This is a genomic window from Paenarthrobacter sp. YIM B13468 (assembly GCF_042788025.1).
In the GTDB taxonomy this organism is placed as follows: Bacteria; Actinomycetota; Actinomycetes; order Actinomycetales; family Micrococcaceae; genus Arthrobacter; species Arthrobacter aromaticivorans.
This window is the reverse complement of sequence record NZ_JBHZPI010000016.1, coordinates 52,388-71,572: the sequence shown is the minus strand read 5'-3', so window position 1 is coordinate 71,572 and position 19,185 is coordinate 52,388. Positions and strand designations below refer to the sequence as shown.

At 62.6% G+C, this 19,185-nt stretch carries 12 protein-coding genes and 1 pseudogene; 4 read left to right on the top strand and 9 right to left on the bottom strand.

Going from position 1 to position 19,185, the window contains the following annotated elements; genetic code table 11:
- Window positions 1–214: 214 nt before the first annotated feature.
- Window positions 215–1,261 carry a LacI family DNA-binding transcriptional regulator gene (locus ACFX4T_RS15880; protein WP_223948883.1) on the top strand — a complete coding sequence of 349 codons (1,047 nt, stop codon included), beginning with the start codon at window positions 215–217 and terminating at the stop codon, window positions 1,259–1,261.
- Window positions 1,262–1,375: 114 nt separating this feature from the next.
- Here the strand turns inward: ACFX4T_RS15880 and ACFX4T_RS15875 are convergent, their stop codons facing one another.
- The 6 genes from ACFX4T_RS15875 to ACFX4T_RS15850 all read right to left on the bottom strand — a co-directional run bounded on the left by ACFX4T_RS15875 (window position 1,376) and on the right by ACFX4T_RS15850 (window position 8,263).
- Window positions 1,376–2,386 carry a LacI family DNA-binding transcriptional regulator gene (locus ACFX4T_RS15875; RefSeq protein ID WP_223948884.1) on the bottom strand — a complete coding sequence of 337 codons (1,011 nt, stop codon included), beginning with the start codon at window positions 2,384–2,386 and terminating at the stop codon, window positions 1,376–1,378.
- Between the two features lie 195 nt (window positions 2,387–2,581).
- The gene (locus ACFX4T_RS15870; protein ID WP_223948885.1) at window positions 2,582–2,791 is read right to left on the bottom strand and encodes a hypothetical protein; all 210 of its coding nucleotides are present in this window, start codon (window positions 2,789–2,791) and stop codon (window positions 2,582–2,584) included.
- A 13-nt stretch (window positions 2,792–2,804) separates the two neighbouring features.
- On the bottom strand, window positions 2,805–3,737 hold the full coding sequence (locus ACFX4T_RS15865) for a carbohydrate ABC transporter permease (RefSeq protein WP_223948886.1): 933 nt from the start codon (window positions 3,735–3,737) through the stop codon (window positions 2,805–2,807).
- Window positions 3,734–4,690 carry a carbohydrate ABC transporter permease gene (locus ACFX4T_RS15860; RefSeq protein WP_223948887.1) on the bottom strand — a complete coding sequence of 319 codons (957 nt, stop codon included), beginning with the start codon at window positions 4,688–4,690 and terminating at the stop codon, window positions 3,734–3,736. Before ACFX4T_RS15860 ends, ACFX4T_RS15865 begins: the two co-directional genes overlap by 4 nt.
- A 70-nt stretch (window positions 4,691–4,760) precedes the next feature.
- Window positions 4,761–6,113 carry an ABC transporter substrate-binding protein gene (locus ACFX4T_RS15855; RefSeq protein ID WP_223948888.1) on the bottom strand — a complete coding sequence of 451 codons (1,353 nt, stop codon included), beginning with the start codon at window positions 6,111–6,113 and terminating at the stop codon, window positions 4,761–4,763.
- Between the two features lie 44 nt (window positions 6,114–6,157).
- On the bottom strand, window positions 6,158–8,263 hold the full coding sequence (locus tag ACFX4T_RS15850; RefSeq protein WP_223948889.1) for a beta-galactosidase: 2,106 nt from the start codon (window positions 8,261–8,263) through the stop codon (window positions 6,158–6,160).
- A 206-nt stretch (window positions 8,264–8,469) separates the two neighbouring features.
- Here ACFX4T_RS15850 and ACFX4T_RS15845 point away from each other — a divergent pair, with 206 nt between their 5' ends.
- On the top strand, window positions 8,470–9,567 hold the full coding sequence (locus ACFX4T_RS15845; RefSeq protein ID WP_223948890.1) for a LacI family DNA-binding transcriptional regulator: 1,098 nt from the start codon (window positions 8,470–8,472) through the stop codon (window positions 9,565–9,567).
- Window positions 9,568–9,668: 101 nt separating this feature from the next.
- On the top strand, window positions 9,669–10,271 hold the full coding sequence (locus ACFX4T_RS15840; protein ID WP_223948891.1) for a DUF1349 domain-containing protein: 603 nt from the start codon (window positions 9,669–9,671) through the stop codon (window positions 10,269–10,271).
- Between the two features lie 542 nt (window positions 10,272–10,813).
- On the opposite strand, the pseudogene ACFX4T_RS15835 reads toward ACFX4T_RS15840, so the two are convergent.
- The 3 genes and pseudogenes from ACFX4T_RS15835 to ACFX4T_RS15825 all read right to left on the bottom strand — a co-directional run bounded on the left by ACFX4T_RS15835 (window position 10,814) and on the right by ACFX4T_RS15825 (window position 18,582).
- Window positions 10,814–12,070, bottom strand: a pseudogene (locus ACFX4T_RS15835) (IS256 family transposase).
- Window positions 12,071–13,486: 1,416 nt separating this feature from the next.
- Entirely contained in the window at window positions 13,487–14,572 is a 1,086-nt protein-coding gene (locus tag ACFX4T_RS15830) for a Wadjet anti-phage system protein JetD domain-containing protein (protein WP_223948892.1), read from the bottom strand.
- Complete coding sequence (locus ACFX4T_RS15825) at window positions 14,569–18,582, bottom strand: hypothetical protein (RefSeq protein ID WP_377652635.1); 4,014 nt, start codon at window positions 18,580–18,582, stop codon at window positions 14,569–14,571. The genes ACFX4T_RS15830 and ACFX4T_RS15825 overlap by 4 nt, the downstream gene beginning before the upstream one ends.
- Window positions 18,583–18,780: 198 nt before the next feature.
- Here ACFX4T_RS15825 and ACFX4T_RS15820 point away from each other — a divergent pair, with 198 nt between their 5' ends.
- Window positions 18,781–19,170 (top strand): hypothetical protein, encoded by a 390-nt coding sequence (locus ACFX4T_RS15820; protein WP_377652634.1) that lies wholly within the window; start codon window positions 18,781–18,783, stop codon window positions 19,168–19,170.
- The last annotated feature ends 15 nt before the right edge of the window (window positions 19,171–19,185 follow it).

Below are 19,185 nucleotides of genomic sequence, written 5' to 3'. Positions count from 1 at the left end.
CGTTCATGGAGCCTTGTGTTTCGTTGGCACCATGAAGGACTGTGAGGAACGCTACAAGACAGTGTTACCGGAAACAAGAGTCTGCAGAACTTTGTGCCACTGAAGGCATGGCGTCCCATTCGATGCGATGTTTCCGGTAAACTGGCTGCGATACGCTGAACCCAAGGTTTCGGCTCAGAGGCCCGGAAGGGTCCGATGTTTCTGGGGGTTACACATGGAGTTGGATTTGCCCAAAGACCTGGAGCAACCCGGTCTCGATCCGTCCAAGCCCGCAACAATCTACGATGTGGCCCGCTTCGCCGGCGTGTCACATCAGACGGTGAGCCGTTTCCTTAGGGGCTATGAAGGAATACGCCCCGAAACCCGTGACAGGGTCATCAACGCACTCCAAGAACTGGGCTACAGGCCGAACCTTGCTGCCCGCTCATTGACGACCGGCCGATCCCACCGTATTGGTGCTTTGACGCACGAGATTGACCAAGTCGGCCCCAGCAAGATTGCGCAGGGGGCCAGTCTTGCCGCCCGTCAGGCAGGGTATTTGCTGGACATCGTGACACTCGACATGAGTAACCGTGACGCGATTAACGAAGCCTTGGAGTTGATCATGCAGCACGATCTGGCCGGTGTGCTGGCGCTTTCATCCACTGACGAGATGACTCAGGCCTTCGAAGCTGCCGACTTCCGAGTACCGGCATACGTAGCTGCCGAGAGCGATGACGCCCGCGGAGGGCATCCCTCCGAACTTTCTTCTGTAGGGCTGCCCGCACTGGTAGGGCACCTCGCAAGCTTGGGTCACGAGCGAGTGCTGCATATCGCCGGGCCCACCACTTATTCCGCGGCACGCAACCGCGTTCGGGCTTACCAGCGGGCAGCTGCGGAGTGTGGGATGAGCTCCCAGGGTGTCCTCGATGGGGACTGGTCGGCCAAGTCCGGTTACGACGCCATCATGGCCTTGTCGGGTCCGCTCACGTTTACGGCTGTTGTGGCCGCAAACGACCAAATGGCGTTAGGTGCAATCCTTGCGCTGACTGAACGCGGTTATCGTATTCCCGACGACGTCAGCGTCACGGGCATTGATGATATCCCTGAAGCAGCCTACTTCGCGCCGCCGCTGACCACACTCAGGGTTGACTTCGCGACCCAAGGCCGCATCGCCGTCGAACAACTCCTGGCACGGATAGAGCACCGTGTGCTGCCGCACAGTCCGAGCCTCCCGTCAAGTCTGATCGTTCGGAAATCGACAGGTCCGGCAAAACGCTGAAGCAGAACGATTACCCTCCAGCCCCGAGCGCCCATTGCTATGCCCGAACTTCTGGGCTCCCTCGCGGGCTGAGGAGATCCCACGCTGCACACGGCCATCGGCCGGAGCGTGTAATCAGCTTGATTGCCGGTAGACCATGCGATGTCTCAGGGTTCGTTTGGCTTCCATAGCACCGGGGGAGATCTTTCCGTCAAGGAGGTCCTCGACAAGTTGAACAGTTGTTGCCCCAACCTCGTTGAAATCGAGCGATAGTGTGCTGAGTTCCGGCGTCAACAACTCACCTATAGCTATGCCGTCCATTCCGATGACGGAGCACTCTCGCGGAACCGATTTACCGGCGGCGGCGATGGCTTTCATTGCGCCAATGGCCATGACGTCGTTGAAGGTAATGAGGGCATCCGGAAGAAGATTCGTTTCCATGAGGGAGGACACCGCCGTTCGTGCGCCCTCCGCAGAGCCTTCGGCATTGAGGAAGGTTACGGGAACACCAATTTCACCTGCTTGCCGAGCGAACGCTTGTGCACGGACCGACAGTCCTAAAGGGGGAGCGGAATCGAGGTAGGAAATTCTCGTTCGTCCCTGGCTGATGAGATGGCTGAGCGTGAGCTGGGCCGCATGGACGTAGTCAAAGGACACTTCTCCGGCGGCACCGGGGTACTCCGGGTGGTCCAAGAGGACCAGCGGGCGCCTTCCCAAAACCCTTTGGCAGGTCGCAAGTCCGCTGCCTGACCATCCGATGACTGCGTCAACCTGTGGTGCGATTTGCTCGATTGCCAGCATCATAGTGTCTGGATCGGAAGCGGACTCGTTGAGCGTGATTTGCCAACCTCGTCGGGTGGCGTGGTGGACAACGCTGGAAACGACGGCGGGGAAATAGGAGTTTGTTAATTCGGGCACCACCATACCGACGCACGTCCCGGCACCTTGCACAAGCCCTTTGGCAAAGCGGCTTGGTGTGTAGCCGAGTTCTTCGGCGAGCTTGCGGATCCGGTCTTTGGTGTGAATGTTAATGCCCGGCATGTCGTTTATCGCCCGGGTAACAGTCTGCGTTGACACGCCACCTTCTCGGGCAACGTCCTTGATGGTGACGCGGCGGTTTTTGGAATCGGGGGAGGGCGCCATCATTTTGACGGATTGGGTGGGAGTTGGTTCTTCAACTGGGGGACGGCCCGTGGTTTTGACACCGATGCATGTATTGCCGAAGCAAGCTGTTCGGCCTCAACGAGGCAACATGACTGTCCAGCCGCCGTCTTCATCGTGGCGACGGCGGCTGGCGGTACCGTGTCTGGTAGGGGATTCACGAAACTCATGTTCGGGTTTTCAAAGCATTCGTTGTTGCGTTATTCCATAGGGGACCTGGTCAGAGAGTTGCACGGTGTATCTGCCGGGAGCGTGGCGGGTGACGAGAATTCCATGGGTTCTGGTGTGCAGGGCCAGAGCTTGGAGTGACTGGTGGGCATTGTCGAGTTGTTCGTCCAACGCCGCAGGGTTGGTTACCTTTATGTCGATGGTTGCTGGTGCAGCCGTCATGGGTGATTCCTTTCTATTCTTTGACGCCGCCTGTGGTGAGGCCGGCTTGCCAGTAGCGCTGGAGGACCAGGAAGGCGATGATCAGGGGCACGATGCTGACGAGTGAGCCGGTGATGACGGTGGAGAACAGGGCTTGGGCTCCGCCTCCGGCTGCGCTGGCGGCCTGTTGCTGGGCGAGTCCGACGGTCAGCGGGTATAGCGATGAGCTGTTGAGCATGATGAGGGGGAGGAAGTAGTTGTTCCAGGTAGCGACGAGCGCGAAGAGGAAGACTGTAACGACGCCGGGACCCAAGAGCCTGAAGCCGACCTGCCAGAAGATCCGGAATTCACCGGCTCCATCGACGCGGGCGGCCTCGATGAGTGAATCCGAGATAGCGTCGGCGGCGTAGACGCGCATGAGGTAGACGCCGAAGGGGCTGACCAGGGAGGGCAGGATGACGGCCCAGGGGGTATTCGTGAGTCCGGCCGTGTTGAAGAGCAAGTAGGTGGGCAACGCCAGGGCAGTCAGGGGGATCATGATCGCGCCGAGGATGATGCTGAAGAGCAGTTTGTCGCCGGGGAACTGGTACTTCGCGAAGGCGTATCCGGCTGCTGTTGCCAGGATGGAGGCGATGACGGCGCTGACACCTGCGTAGAGCACTGTGTTGATGACCCATTGCAGGAACAGTCCGTCCCGTACCGTGAAGACGGAGACGAGGTTGTTCCAGAGTTCAAAGGTCTTGCCGAACCAGAGTCCGAAGGTGGAGAACAGGTCCGCGTTGGATTTGGTGCTGGCAACGATCAACCAGAACAGGGGGAGGATAAAGTACAGGGCGCACAGCCACAGCAGCACCGTGAGGAGCGTACTGCGCTGGCTTTCCCGGGGGCGGAGCTTTTTGCGGGGTGCCGGTGTCGTCGGGGGTGCAGGTTCGTTGGTGGTGTCTGATGTGATGTGCATGGTTGTCATTTGCTGGCCTTTCGCTGCCGTCGTTCGCCGCGCTGGGTCTGCAATTGAACGACGTACGAGACAATGGCGATGACGATGCCAAGAAGGAACGCGATCGCGGCAGCATAGTTGACGTCTTGGTTGACGAACGCCAGGTTGTAGGCATAGAAGTTTGGGGTGAAGCCGTTCGTGACGGCGTTGGGTGCTATGGCGTCCAGCAGGCTGGGTTCGTTGAACAACTGGAACGTGCCAATGATGGAGAAGATGACGGTCAGGATGATGGCTGGTCGGATGGCGGGGATCTTGATGTTCCAGGCAATGCGGAATTGACTGGCCCCGTCGATTTCCGCGGCTTCGTAGAGTTCCCCGGGGATTCCGCGCAGCGCCGCGTACATGATGATCATGTTGTAGCCGACGAACTCCCAGGTGACGATGTTCATCATCGAACCAAGGATCGATTGCTGGCCCAGGAAGTTGGGCGATTCGAGGCCGAAACTGTGGAACAGTTGCGCGAAGGGGCCGAAGTCGGGACCGTACAGGTAGCCCCACATGAGGGTGGCCACAACTCCCGGAACGGCATAGGGCACAAAGTAGAGCAGACGCAGGGCCTTCGAGCCCCGGGCCCTGCCACTGTCCAGGGCGAGGGCAAGGAACAGGGCGACTGCCAGCATGATGGGAACCTGCACGAGGAGGAAGACGCCCATCCGGCCGATCCCTGCAAGGAACTCAGGGTCGGTGAGGGCCTCGACGTAATTTGAAAGCCCGGCGAAGGAAAGCCCACCGATGAGTTGACTCTTGAACAGGCTCAGGTACCCGGCGTAGCCGAGGGGGATGACGAGCATCGCGATGAACACGATGAAGAACGGGAGAACGAACAGGTAGGCCGCTGTGACCTGGGTGCGGCGGCTGGATGTGGATCGCCGGACGGTGGATCCTGCGTTCCGGGTGGCCGGGATGATGGTGTCGCTTGCCACTGGAATCCTCTTGTTGGGGCTGATTTGGGAACCGGGAAGCGGGGACAGGGTCCCGCTTCCCGGCAGGGTGTTACTTGACGGTGAAGCCTTGGTCCTTGGCGTAGGAGACGAGCGTTTCCTGCCATTTGTCCAGGGCGGTGTTCAGGTCGCCCTTGGCGCCGATGGCCGTGCCGACAATTTCATTGAACTGCGAGTAGGCGTATTCGGTGAAGGGAAGCCATTGGAAGTCGGTGTCTACGGTGTTTGAGATCTGCCCGAACAGCTTGTTGACCTGCTGGCCGCCGAAGAACGCGACCTTCTGGTCAGTGTAGGAGGAGTCTTCCAGCACGCTCTTGGCGGCGGGGAACAGGAACTGCTTGGTTGCGAACATCTTGGTGGATTCTTCATCGTGGTTGATGAACTTGGCCAGTTCGGCTGCGGCGATCGGGTTCTTTGTGGTCTTCAGCACGGCGTCAGAGGAGCCTCCCCAGTTTCCGGAGACCTGCTCACCTGCGCTCCACTGCGGCAGCGGGGCTGCGGCCCATTTTCCGGCGGTGTTTTCAACCGTGCCTTGGAGGAAGATCGGCGCCCAGGCTGCGGTCAGCCAGCCGGCGTACTTATCACTGGCCAAACCTTGGTAGTACTGGTCGTTGAAATCTGCGTCCACCGAGATGAGGTCCTTCTGGATCAGGTCCTGCCAGTAGGCGAGCACCTTTTTGGCCTCGGCGCTGTTGACGTTGATGCCGACCGTTTTGTCACCGTCATAGCTGAACGGCTTGACGCCCGCCTGCCACAAGAGCCCGATCACCTGAGCGGGGTCGTTGGTGGGCAGGTTCGAGATGTAGGAGCCGGTCTTTTCTTTCACGGCCTTCGCGTCGGCCGCGTACTCTTCGTAGGTTGCCGGTGCTTTGGTGATGCCCGCCTTTTCAAGGATGTCGGTCCGGTAGAGGTTGCCCATCGGTCCCACATCCTGGGGGACGGCCCACACGCCCTTGTCGTTCGAGACTTGCTTCCAGGCCCAATCCACGTAGTCACCGGATATGTCGTCTGCCCCGTACGGGCGGAGATTCAGCAGGGAGTTCGTGAGGTTGAATGAGGGAATGTACTGGTATTCAAGCTGGATCACGTCAGGGGCACCGTCGCCGGACTGCAGGGCGGTGCGAACCTTTTGGTAGTGCTCCCCGCCCTGTCCGACGTTCTCGACTGTGACGTCGATTTGGGGGTACTTTTTCTCAAACAGGGCTACTTCATTCTGGACGTCCGGAAGCCAGGTCCAGAACGTGAGCTTTGTCGGGGTGCTCATGGCCTTGTCGAAGTCCTCCTGCGACATGGCCGTGGCTGACTGTGCGGGGGATGTGCCGGCTGGGGAGCAGCCGGTGATCATGAATCCGGTGATACCGGCCAGCACGGCCATGGCCGCCGCTGTTTTTGACGCCTTCTTCATCGTGGCTCTTTCTTTGGTTGTTGGTGGATCAATGATCCGGATACTCACCGGCTGACGAACGTGCTGGTGCCCCACGCGTCAAGTGAGAGAATTGTGCCCGCCTCGTGGCTGATGCCCGAGACAGGATCGAAGACGGGCAGGGCCAAGGTGATCTCCTGCTTGTCCCATCCCCAGTTGAAAACGAACCATGCACGGCTCCCTCCGGCCACCGTGCCGGAGGACACATACAAGGGCAGCTTGACCTCCCCGGCAAGTTCAGTGGCGACGGGAGTCGGTGCCGCCCAGGCAAAGATTCCCCGTGCCAGTCCCGGAGAAGGAACGCAGCCGACCATAGTGACCCGGCCACTGCCCTGGGACATCGTGGTGACGGCCGGGAAATCGCCGAACCTCGGATGGTCGTATTGGGCGAGGACGCTCGCGCCTTCGGATCTCAACCCGTCAATCCAGGCCTCCGCCGAAGCCGATTCGTCCAGGACCAGCCCGTTGGGGCTGGGGACAACGCGGACAGCACCGTCCAGGTTCGAGTACTCCTCGTACCAGACCCCTGCGAGGTCGTTGAGCTTATCCGGTGCTACTGCGACCCGCGCCCGGGCTTCTTCGTCGGCGTAGCCGGTGCGTGGTCCGATGATGAGGTGCCCGCCTTCTTTGACGTAGTCGCGCAGTAGGTTCAGGTCCTCGTCGGTGGTGATATAGATGCCGGCGGCAACAAGAATCGGAAACTTGCGGGCAAGCTCCGAAGCGCCGATGGCATGGGATTGACTGATGTGGAGGATGCGGACCTGGCCCCCGGCGCCAATTACGCCACGGTGAAAAGCGTCCACGATGCGTTCGTAGGATTCCTCATCAGGGGCACCGTTACGGTGAAGGGGCGGCATGTACTGCATCGCGTAGCGGCTGGGGTTCGACCACAGGATCGCTACGTCGGCGTCTGGTTCGTAGCCGTCGAGTGCCAGCCCGATTTGCTTGAGTTCGGCGCCGATTTCCGCCACTTCGGTGTAGACCCTGCCTGGCTTGAGGCTGTGGGGCAGTAGCCCGCCCCAGTACGTTTCGGTGCCGTAGGGGAGTGTGTGCCAGTGCCAGTATTCGACCATGGCGGCGCCCCGGGAAATAAGTGCGAAGGCAGACTGTTTCAGTTGCCCCGGGTAGGACGGAAAGTTCTGGTCTGCCGTGCCGATGGACTGGGCGTTGGTTTCCGTCACGAGGTACCGGGCTTGCTTGGATGAATACATCCGGTCCGCTTGGCGGAACAGCCCCGCGACGCCCGTCGTGGTCCAGTAATTCGGCTGCGCAAGCTGCTCGTGCGCGTCCAAGTGGTCCTGCATGCCGTAGTACGGGTTGCCGGCCCCGATGTTGAGATTGGAGAACAACTGCTCGTCATCCAGCGCCCGGCGCGGGTACTGAAGACAAGTGGTGACAAACTGTCCGGGGAGGGCATATTCGCGGACCAGCCCTGCCTGCCAGGAAATGAAATTGGTGGTCAGCTCCGCCTGGAACCGCCGCCACGCCAGGTCGTACTGCGGGAAAGTGTTTCCGTCCGGCCGCCACAACTCTGACCAATCACCGATCCGGTGGGACCAGTACGTCAAACCCCATTCCCGGTTGAGGGTCTCGACGTCCTGGTACCGTGCCTTCAACCATCGTAGGAAGCGCACGAAAACACCGTGGTTGTGGAAAATCTCCAGTCCAGGTTCGTTGTCTACCTGGAAACCTACGACTGCTGGATGGCCAGCGTAGCGACCCAGTACGGCACGGATGACACGCTCAGCATGGAACAAGAAGCCGGGATGAGTGTAGTCAACCTCCTGCCGGGCGCCCCACGCTATGGGCTCTCCGGAGCGGCGCTCCGCCGCGATTTCAGGGTGTGCCTCCTGCAGCCAAGGCGGAACCGCGTAGGTCGGGGTCCCAAGGACGACCTTGATGCCGCGCTCTTGGGCGGCATCAAGGACCGGAGCCAACCACTCAAGATCGAATTCGCCGTCACGGGGTTCCCACGTTGACCACACCGATTCCCCTACACGGATGACATTAATCCCTGCGTCGTGCATCAAATCGAGGTCTTGGTGCAATCGATCCGTGCGGTGGTACTCAGGGTAATAGGCAACACCGAACAGCAGTCCGGACGGTTCGTAAACTGAAGGGCGAAGGTTCATTGAGACGTGTACTCCGTTGTCGTGCTCGAAAGGTATGTGAGGTACGTTACGGGAGGATGTTACCGGAAACAAGGCTATTTGGAATTTTCTGTTACCGGAAACAAACATCGCGCTTCCGCGGCGATGTTGCCGGTAAAGTAGTTTCAGTACGCACGAGACCGAACGTCTCGGCACCAAGGCCCGGAAGGGCGGATCAGGGGGCCCGTATGGAACTGGAAGTGCCTAAAGGCATGAATCAAGCTGGATCCGAAGACCCAACTGACCGTTCTGATGTCGACCCTACGAAGACCCCGACGATCTACGACGTGGCGAGGCTGGCTGGGGTCTCCCACCAGACGGTCAGCCGCTTCCTGCGGGGGTACCAAGGAATCCGACCCGAAACACGGGAAAGGGTCCTAAAGGCCCTCCATGAAGTGGACTACCGGCCGAACCTTGCTGCACGCTCCTTGACGACCGGCAGATCCCACCGCATCGGTGCCCTGACCCATGAAATTGACCAAGTGGGTCCCAGCAAGATCGCCCAGGGTGCCAGCATTGCCGCTCGCGAGGCGGGCTACCTGTTGGACATCGTCACGCTGGACATGAGCAACCGGGACGCCATCAACCAGGCCCTGGAGCTGATCATGCAGCATGATCTCGCCGGCGTCCTGGCGCTGTCATCAACCGATGAAATGACGCAAGCTTTCGAAGCGGCGGACTTCCGTGTACCCGCGTACATAGCTGCCGAGGAAGATGACGCCCGTGGTGGGCATCCATCCGAGATCACGTCCGTGGGACTGCCTGCCCTGTTGAGCCACCTCGCAGGCCTGGGACATCTGCGGCTGCTGCATATAGCCGGGCCCACTGCGTGGTCAGCCGCGCGGAACCGCGTCCGGGCTTATGAGCGCGCTGTGGCAAAGCACGGACTGGGCTCCCATGGCGTTTTGTATGGCGACTGGTCGGCCAAATCCGGGTACGACGCCATCATGAGCCTCAAAGGGCCCCTTCCTGTCACCGCTGTGGTCGCCGCAAATGACCAGATGGCTCTGGGTGCGATGCTTGCGCTGACTGAACGCGGCTACCGCATTCCCGAGGACGTCAGCGTGACCGGCATTGACGACATCCCCGAAGCGGCCTACTTCGCGCCGCCGTTGACCACACTCCGGGTTGACTTTGCCACCCAAGGCCGCAACGCTGTCGAACAGCTCCTTGCCCAGATCGAGCACCTCGTACTTCCTCCCAGACCAGCCCTGCCATCCCGCCTCGTCGCCCGGAAATCAACGGGCCCGGTAGGGCGGAACTTATCCGACTTGTCCGGGCAGTAAAACTAAAAACCCGCTGGCAGGCGCCTCAGCACCGCAGGCTCTCCCACACCGCCGCCCCGCTCGCTACATGCGCAGCGGAAAACTGAACAAGGAGCATGGACATGACCCTCGAAGCAGCAGGGCTCCCACCCCTGACCTGGACGAGCGTCGAAGGTCAAGCGGAGTACGAGCCCACATCTGCGACGCTGACCCTGACAGCTGCGCCGGGAGTCGATTGGAGTAACGATTCCCTCGGCGGGCAGCAGCAACATCGGGCCTCGGCACTTGGCTTCACCGCGCCAACATCTTTTTCGCTGTCCGCCAGGGTCAGAGTGGAGGCACCCCGGACGACGTTCGACGCCGGGGCGCTGAGCCTGTGGGTGGATCAAGACCACTGGGCCAAGCTCTGTTTCGAGCATTCTCCCCAGGGCGAGGCGATGGTGGTCAGCGTTGTAACAAACAACTATTCCGACGACGGCAACTCGACTGTTGTCGCAGAGCCATGGGTCCACCTCCGCGTGAGCCGGATAGGGCCAGCCTGGGCCTTCCATTACTCCGCCGACGGCAAGATGTGGAGCTTCGTCCGCTTGTTCAGGTTGGGCACGCCAAACCACGTCCATGTCGGGTTCCTGTCACAAGCACCACTGGGCGGGAGTTGTGTGGCGACGTTCGACATGATCCACCTGACGAGGCAACCACCCTCCAACCTGCGGGACGGTAGCTAGCGTCGCGGCCGGGATAGCGAGGACTTGTCCACATTCGAGTAGGCGAGGCACTGTTTCAGTGACTCGCCTAGCCCGTGGCTCAGTTTATTCGTTGATGATTTTCACATCCATAGCGCTTCTACCTGATGGCCCATTTCTGGTTGGTCTGGTTATGGCAGCTCCAGATAATTACACGTAAGCGCGTCCGGAACTGGCTTGTGTTGGATTTACCTGTCCGGCTGCCCCCGGCTTCCTCGCTGCAGCTTGGCTCGGACGAACTGCAAATGACAATGCGCTCGGCATGCCGATCGCTATCTGAAGCAGGCAAGCATTGGCCTACAGCTGACGTGGAAAAACGTAGAAAGATCCTTCAGGACGAGTTAACGCAGCAGCTTCCACTCCCGTGCTCTGAATGCCGATAATTATCGTTTCGTCAGTTAGTCGATAGCGATCGCCTTAGGCTACTCGGATCTATCCTCATCGACTCTCGCGTTGGTTAGGCCCACGATCACTTCGATTAGAGCGGGACTGTCCGATAAACGGTGTGTGGGCTCCGGCGGTTTTCATTGTTTGATGCTTCTTTCGAACCGTCCGGCGAACGTTATGGCGAACGCGTTGAGCGCGGGCTTCCACCTCATGGTCCAGCGTGCTCTTCCGCCGCCCGTTGGATCAAGGGATCTGGTGACCAGATACAGGCATTTCAGGGCAGCATTCTCGTTCGGAAAGTGACCTCGGGCCCTCACGGCCCTGCGGTAGCGGGCGTTGATCGATTCGATCGCGTTCGTCGTGCAGATAACCCTCCGGATCTCGACGTCGTATTCCAGGAACGGCACGAACTCCGCCCAGGAGCACTCCCAAAGCCGCACGATTGCCGGATACCGTTGTCCCCACTCTGCCGTGAATTCAGCGAACCGGTCTTTGGCTGCCTGCTCGGACGGGGCGGTGTACACGGGTTTGAGTGCCTTCACGATGCCGTCGCGGTGTTGGCGGCCGGCATAGCGGAAGCTTTTTCGGATCAGGTGAACGATGCATTGCTGCACGATCGTGCGTTCCCATGTGGTCGTGATCGCTTCCGGCAAGGCCCTTGAGCCCGTCGCAGACAGCGATCAACACATCTTCCACACCCCGGTTCTTCAACTCGGAGAAGAACTGCAGCCAAAACCGGGCACCCTCGCCACTGTCACCGGCCCAGATACCCAGGATGTCCCGTTCCCCGTTCGCGGTTACTCCCATGACGACATAGAACGGGGTATTGCGTACCTGCCCGTCACGGACCTTGACCACGATCGCGTCAACGAAGAGCACCGGATAAACCGGATCCAGCGGCCGGGAGGACCATTCGGCCAGTTCGGCTGCGACTTTCTCCGTGATGCGGCTGATGGTGTCTTTAGAAACTCTGGCCCCTAAACCTCCTCGAAATGCGCGGCGATTTCCCCGGTAGTCAGCCCACGTGCCGAGAGCGAGAGCACGACCTCGTCGATCCCGTCCAAAAGCCGTCTCCGTTTCGGCACGATCATCGGCTCAAATGACCTGTCCCGGTCCCGGGGCACCTCAATCTCAACCGGGCCGATCTCGGTCAGCACGGTTTTTGATCTCGTGCCGTTACGCATGTTCGCGGCGACCGGTTTCTGGCCATGCTCATGCCCGAGGTGCTCGGTCAGTTCCGCGTCCAGTGCCGCTTCCAGGACGTTCTTCGTGAGCTGGTTCAGTAGTCCGCCAGGGCCCACCAGGCTCACGCCCTGTTCCTTGGCCTGCGCGAGCAACCGCTCCGCAAGCTCCTTCTGGTCAATGATTTCTCCCGTCACAGGATCGATCATCATCCCTGTCATCTCGGTCGCGGATTCTGACACGGCCGTCTCCTTCGGATCAGGCCGAACCCCACACACCGTTATTCAGACAGTCCCGTTTCTGCTGGCGAAACCGGCGTCGTTTGCCGGAACAGCTTCGCCGTGGCGTTTCGGCGTTCGAGGATGTCATGGCAACCAAGATCGGGCAGCTCAAGCCAGGTTAGGCGTGCGATGTTTTCTGCTTGTTGTACATGAGGAAGCAGATCGCAGCAGCGCGATCAAGGGCATTTCCAGAACCCTAGTAGTGACTGGTGAGTTGGTCAGAGAGACGTCCAGGCCGACGTCGGTGAAAGAGCGGTCGTTGGAGTTATCGGATTAAGTCATGTCGGGAGTGTTTGAGCGAACCATAGAAGTGTGAAAGGAGGTGGCACTATGGAGGATTCTTGCCCCCGTCCGGCCCTTGAAATTCCACTACATCTAGCCCTCGATTCGGGGCGGCTACCCGTCCGCTGCGCCGTCTGGGACGTCCTGCGTGGCACTGGTTCCATGGAAAAAGAGGGTGTGCACAATGTGCACACCTTTCGCCTCGGATTGCCTCGTACAAGCGCCGGGCTGGCCCGGATTCCGCAGGTTTCCGCGACTTCCCAGCAATATCAAGGCCGGGAATCGCGTTCGAGTCCCACCTCGGGCACGGCATAACCCCTCGTCAGAGGGGTTTTTGCTTTTAACTGTTGACAAACGTTGACAAGTCCCGCTGACTTGTTGTTCCGGCTGGTGCCTGGCCGCCGGAATCGGCCTGTTCAGTTTGGATGTGGGAGCGGGGTTGGCGTCCTGGCTGGTGGGCGCTCCGCTGGCTCTATGCTGCGGTCATTCGAGTTCCTTCTTTCGGTTCTGTCCGGTAGGTCTGGGGCGGCCTACACCTGTTCATGGGCTAGGGGATTAGGTACGACATGACTTCCGCAGATTTCCATCTCGTCGGTTTCAGCCATGAGATTTCCGGCATAGCACGGCGCCGAATACTTGCTTTGTCGGGCCAAGAGAGGTGTGCACGTTGTGCACACTTAAGTCTGTTTTGTTTCTGACCACGGTCTGCTCTCTTTCTTGCCTTCATGTGTTCATTTCGCCCGCCGGATTCGGCGACATGACAAGGCAAGCACCCATGGTGCTGTCCCGGCGCTTCGTCTCGTTCTTGGTGAGCAGCTGCATTCCAGCGACGAGGGTGACGGGGCTGTGCTGTCTCGAGACCGTCGGGCTGTCAGGTTTGGGTGTGGTTCAACGTGACGGGATTGGCATCTTTCGCATAGGGATCACGGCGGGCCCTTGGCTCAATCCCATCAGGGTAGCGGGCGCGGCGCTATGTCGGGCCCAACCGAAAGACTAGTCACGCCACAACGCAAGGACTGCCGCTGAGATGCCATCGTTCCCAACGGGTCTCGGGCGCCTCTCACGTCACAGTGCGTCCAGCCAGTAGCGGTCACGGGCCAAAGACCTGAGTGTGAGCGCCTCCTGCGGCACCCGAATGCCGGAGCGCAGCATGTCGGCGGCTTCCAGCATCAATCTTGCGTCCTCAAGCCATCCGACGAAGGCGCCAGTCTGTTCAGCGGTGAGGGGTGGCTGGCCGCCCTGGCGTATGCCACTGCCCAGCAGGGCGCGATACAGATCGAGCGCCGGGGTAACGGGCGGCAGCCTCTCTCGTGCCGCGGTTTCGGCGGTATTGCGAGGGATGCGCAATCCGGCGGCATCTAGATCGCCAAAGTACCGCACACGCTCCAGGCCGGGCAGGTCGCCGACCGACCGCACGGAAGCCTCGAACGCGCCTCCGGCGCCCCATGCAACGTGGCCGACGGGCCCCGGATTTGGCGCCAGAACAGTACGAATGCTGTGGAAGGTGTTGTCGTTCTCGACCACCAGCAGTACGGGCCCGTCTCCGATTCGAACGACGGGCAGGGGTGGGTGGGTGCGGAACGTTCGCAGCAGAGTGAGGCTGAGCCGTTCCGGCGCGAACACATTCGTGGTCAGGAGGCCATCGAGCGCCTTCTCGTGCCCGAGAACCTCCAGCGATCGCTCGCGCAGCGGTATGACGTCGGCTTCGCGGCCGTGGTCTCGGAGCCAGTTGTTGACCAGGCGGAGCTGGGCGACCTGCCCCAAGGTCAGGCGGGTGCGCAGCACCCAGGCAAGTTCAGGGCGCCAAGCGACGGTGCGGGCGAGTGCAGCCGCGGACTCAGAGGGCGCCGGCGGCGCCAGCGTGAGCCTGGACGGCAGGTGTGGCCAGGCGTGGATGTCCTGCTTCTTCGATGGAGTCACCAGCCCGGCTGCCGCTAGCTGCTCGATGGCTTGCGCGAGCCCAGCCCGCCGGTCGGGCCGTCCGGCGGAAGCGGGGTCGGCCGTGGCCCACAAGGGCCACAGGTCCGTCAGGGTTACTGTCCGCCCAGTGACACGCTCAAGCAGGGTCCCCAGCCGGACGGCGCGCGGGCTCAGTTGCACTGCAGTGCCATCTCCCGGCTGGCCGGGTTGACGACTGTCCCTAGCGGTCACGGCATCTCCATCGGCTCATCGGCGTCGCGCACTTCGCGGGCAGGAGTGGCCGGGTGGCGGTGGACACGGGTCGCGGTGACGGTGCCTGGCGCGGACGGACCGCCGTTCTGGTCCCCATTGGCGGCAAGTTCGCCGTCAGAGTATGGGGCTGGCAGCTTGCGGCGCATGACCTCGGCGACCCGAATGTGCTTCAGCCCGGCGCGCAGGTCGGCGTCGTTGCGCAGGCGCACCCACAGCGGGAACGCGGCGAGCACCCGGTCATCGGAGATGCCTGTCGTGTAGATCAATTGGACACCCAGAGAGCGGGCGACGGACTGTTGCAGGTCGATCAGGTAGGAGGCGTTCGCGCGCCCGATCGGGTTGTCGAGGAAGAGAACGCCGGAGTGCTTGGACCGCATCTGGCCGCGTTCGTTCGCGGCGAGAGCAGCCAGAGTGCAGTACAAGACGATGGCTGCAGTCAGCTCCTGCCCGCCCGAGAACACATCGTTCATCTCCTCGATACTGACCCGTTCGTCGCGGAGCACGGAGTCTGGCTTGAGGACGTCTACGGTGAACCCCGTTGGAACCGAGGCGTTGAGGGCGTTAAGCAACAGCGCCATCCCGTCGCGGCGCATACTGCGGGACTGTGTGCCGACAGCGCGGGAAGCGTACTCACTGGCGACCCGGTCGACAACCTCTCCGACGCGCACGCTGATCGCGGTGCGGTCCGGCTCGCTGAACGCGATCCGCAGGAACGGGCGTCCGCCCCATTCAGCGAGGTCCTCAGGTAACCGGGACAGTTTGGTGGCCCGGCGTAGGGTCTTGAGGGCCTGGTCGACCAGCGCGCTGAGCCGGTCGACGATGGTCTTGCGGTGCCTGTTGGCGTTCTCCAGGTCGCTGGTCAGGGTCGCCAGTCGAGCCTGGAGAGAGATGGACCACTCGGCAGCACGTACCGGGAGCGTGTTCCGGTTCGACTCCAGTATGCTGCGCCGCGCCTGGGTGGCCAGCGATTCATACCGGGCCAGGCTGGCGTACGCGACCAGCTCCTGGGCTGCGTCCGCGAGCTCGTTACGGCAGCTCTCGAGCCGGTCCTTGGTGTCACGCAGTCTGTCGACCGCGACGGATGCAGCCTGCTGGGCAGCGGCCTCGTCGGCGGTGTACGCCGTCGCAGCAACGCCTGCTGGGACACCCTCAGGGACTCCTCCCAGGAGGGTGACCAGTGGCAGCAGCGCCTCGTTGATGCCGCGGGCGGCGTCGTCAGCTGCCCGGCGCTGCTGCTCGAGCTTGCTGACGATGCCGGTCGCTTCGTCGAGGCGCTGCTGAGCCTGCCGGGACTCCTGCTGCGCTTCGACCTGGAGCTCACGGCCATGCCTGGGGTTGGTGGGCTGCCATTGTTCGCCAAGGCTGGTCCACGATCGCCGGCCAGGCTCGGTCGGAGAAGCATCCAGAACCGCCTGTTCCAGCTGCCCGGCGCGCTTGCCGAGGCGGTCGGCTTCGGCCCGCAACGTCGAGACGGCGCGGCGTGCGTTGTCGGCGCCGACGCTCCACGACGCACGGTCGGCACCCGCTGGTGTCGCGCGGAGCCGTTCGGCCTCGACGACGTGCCCGGCGTCGCGCAGGGCAAGCGCAGAGCGCTTTGACTGGACCTTCTCGGCGGCCTCCTCGGCGCGGCGGCGCAGGTCGGCGTCGACGGCTGCGGCCAGGTAGGTCTGCTGGGCTGCGGCTGCTGCCGCCCGCAGGTCAGCCAGTGACGTCGTCGGAACTTCCTGCGAGGGCTGCCCGCTTGTTGAGGGCACTTCGTCACGGGCGGCCCGGTGGCGTCGAGCCTGCCCACGTGCCTGCTCAGCCAGACGGGCGTGTTCCTCCTGTGTCTGCTGGGCACGTTCACGGCGGTCGAGTGCGTCGCTGGCGGCTGCGTTTTGCCGGTGGACCTCTGCCTCGTGCTCTGGTAGGAGCTGCTGCACCTGGGCGGCGGACTCGACGAGGTAGGCGAGGCCCTCCAGCTTCGCAGCGCGTTCTGAGGCGCGCCGCTCTTGGCCCGCTATCTGCTCGACGTCGGAATCCGCCCGCTCGTGATCGGCAGTGGCCGTCTCCAGGTCTCCCTCGGCAGCGTCGAGACGCTCCTGCGCGGCGCTTGCGCGAGTGGCGGCGTCGGCTGCAGTCTCGCGGAGCTTGGCAAGGTGTCCCGGAGGGTTCGAATTCCGCCATCGGTCGAGGTCGCTGCATGCGGTGGTTACTATGCCCAGCTGCTCGGCGCCGAACTGGAGCTGCTCGCCTCGGCGGGTCATCTGCTCGCGCAGTTCCTCGCGCCGCTGGGCGGCGGACTCCTCGTCGAACAATGCCGGGGTCGGGTCTACCACGAACACGTCCGAGCACTCGTCTCCGTCCCGCACGGCGGGTGCGTCGACCTCTGAGATGCTGGCGTTGATGCTGAGCAGATCGGCGCCGGACCCGACCGCGACTGCCGCTGCCGGAAGCAGCCGCGCCTCGGTCAGGGCCTGACGTGCTGCGGGCATCTGGTCGCGGTCGATGACCACCACCCCGTCAGCCAGGGCGGGGTGTTCGGCGATCAGCTCAATGCGCTGTGCGGCCGGAACGGCCTCGTGCAGATAGCGCCAGCCGGCGTGCGCGACGACGCTGGCGGCGTCCAGGACCTCCAATGCCCGTTCGACTTCTTCGCGCGGAGGGAGCAGCCCGCCCGTGCCGAGCGCCTCGACAACCCGTGCATCCTCGCGCTGGGCTGTCCGCGACTCATCGAGGTGCTCGGTGTGGTCCACGATGTCGCGGGCGAGCTGGGCAAGGAGTCGGTCGCATGACTCCTCGAGCTCATCGACGCTCAACGCGTCACCGGACTCCGGTCTGTTGTCCTTGGTGGGGGCGGACTCTGCTCCGGCGGCCTCTGCGAGCACGGTGAGATGGCCCAGTCGCGTAGCCTCGTCCTCGACTGCGCGCAGGTCACGGGAGGTGCTGTCGGCGGCGGCGGTTCTGGTCCGGAGCTCCTTCTCGGCTTCCTTGACCGCGCCCGTGGCTCGTTTCACCTTCGTTTCCGCGGCGGCGGCTTTGTGCTTGGCCTCGGCGAGGCGCGTGACGATGGTGGCGTGGACGCCTTGGGCGGTCTCCACGACGTTGGGCACCTGCCCGGGCGTGGTCCCGGCTGGCACCAGCCCGGCAGCGGCCTCGGCGGTGAGCCTATCAGTCGCCGCGCCAACCGTCTGGACGGCCGCCCGGTGCCGCTCACTGGCGGCGGCGGCGGCCCCCAGCGCACGGCTGCGGGCAGCATCGGCGTCGGCCGCTGCCTGCTTGGCGGCGGCAACTTGGGCGTCGTTGTCGGAAGCCTCCCGGTCACTGGCATCGGCCTCGGCCAGGTACTTCGCAAGCAGCCGGCCAGCGGCTTCGTCGCGTCGTGCCAGCGCGGGCGCGGCGTCATCGTCGGCGGCCGCGACCTGCTTGGCCAGATCGTCGGCGGTCGCGATGGCTTGGTCACGTTCCTCAATGGCGGCGATGGTCTGCCATCCGTGCAGCTCCAGGTCGGCGGCAATGAGCTGCTCCTTGGTGTCTGTCGCCTGCGTCTCGGCTTCGTCAAGCTCGAGCTGGAGCGTCTGGCGGCGGACCTCGTTGAGGAGCGCGCGGGCGGCGTCACGCTCGGTAGACCGGGTGACGACGGCCGTCTGTGCGGCTGCGTATTCTGCGGACAGCTGGGACACGTTCTCCCGCTCGAACCGCAGGCGCAGGTCGAGCTCAACGGCCAGGGTTTCGGCGCCACGGAGAGCGGCTGCCGCGTCGTGTGCGGCCTCCTGGTGGGCGATGTACGCGACTGAGAGCGGGTCCAGGCAAGCGATGACCCCCTCGAGGAAGTCGCGCTCTAGCAGCATCTGCTCGCGGTCGGCGAGGTTCGCTGCCCACTGGCTGAACGTCTCGGCGACCGAGGAGGCGTCCTTGGGATCGGTGACGGTCGTCAGCAGCCAGTCGACAAACTCCCTGGAGGAGGCGTACTTGAACGCCTTGGCGGCTTCGCCCTCGTCGACGTTCATCCGGCGCTGGATGTCGAATAAGTCCGGTTCGATACCGCGCTCGCGCAGGTGTGCGCGCCACCGACCCTGGTCGTCGCCGAGCCAATTTAGCTCGGTGGTCGCCTCGAGCCGGTCTACTTCCTGCACGGCCTCGCGGAACCCTTCGAGCCGTCGTCGGTGCCCGTCGTGAGCGACGGGAAGCGTCTCGAGGTCTAGTGATTGGCTGGGCCGGAAGGAGTACCAGGCCTCGGCGACCGGGTACTTGTCACCGCTGCGAGTTCGCCGCTGGTATACCTTGGCGGTCACGAGCCGTTCCCCGGTGGTCACGTGCATCCATTCCAGCGCTACATGGCCGGTGTCGCCGTCGAGGACGAACTTGTCGAGCGAGGCGCCGCCGACGGTGTTGCGGCGCCCGGGCAACACCACGCTGAACAGCAGCTTGAGCAGGACCGACTTGCCGCCGCCGTTCTCCAGCAGCAGCAGCGAGAAAGGCGAAGGCCGCCGCGTGAGGGCGTCGAACAGGCTCCGCGGAGGGACTTGCTCCCCGAGGCCGGACAGGTCAATGGTGACATCGGAGTAGCGGGCACCGCGGGGGCCGATGCTAACTAGGCGAGCTCGGTTCAA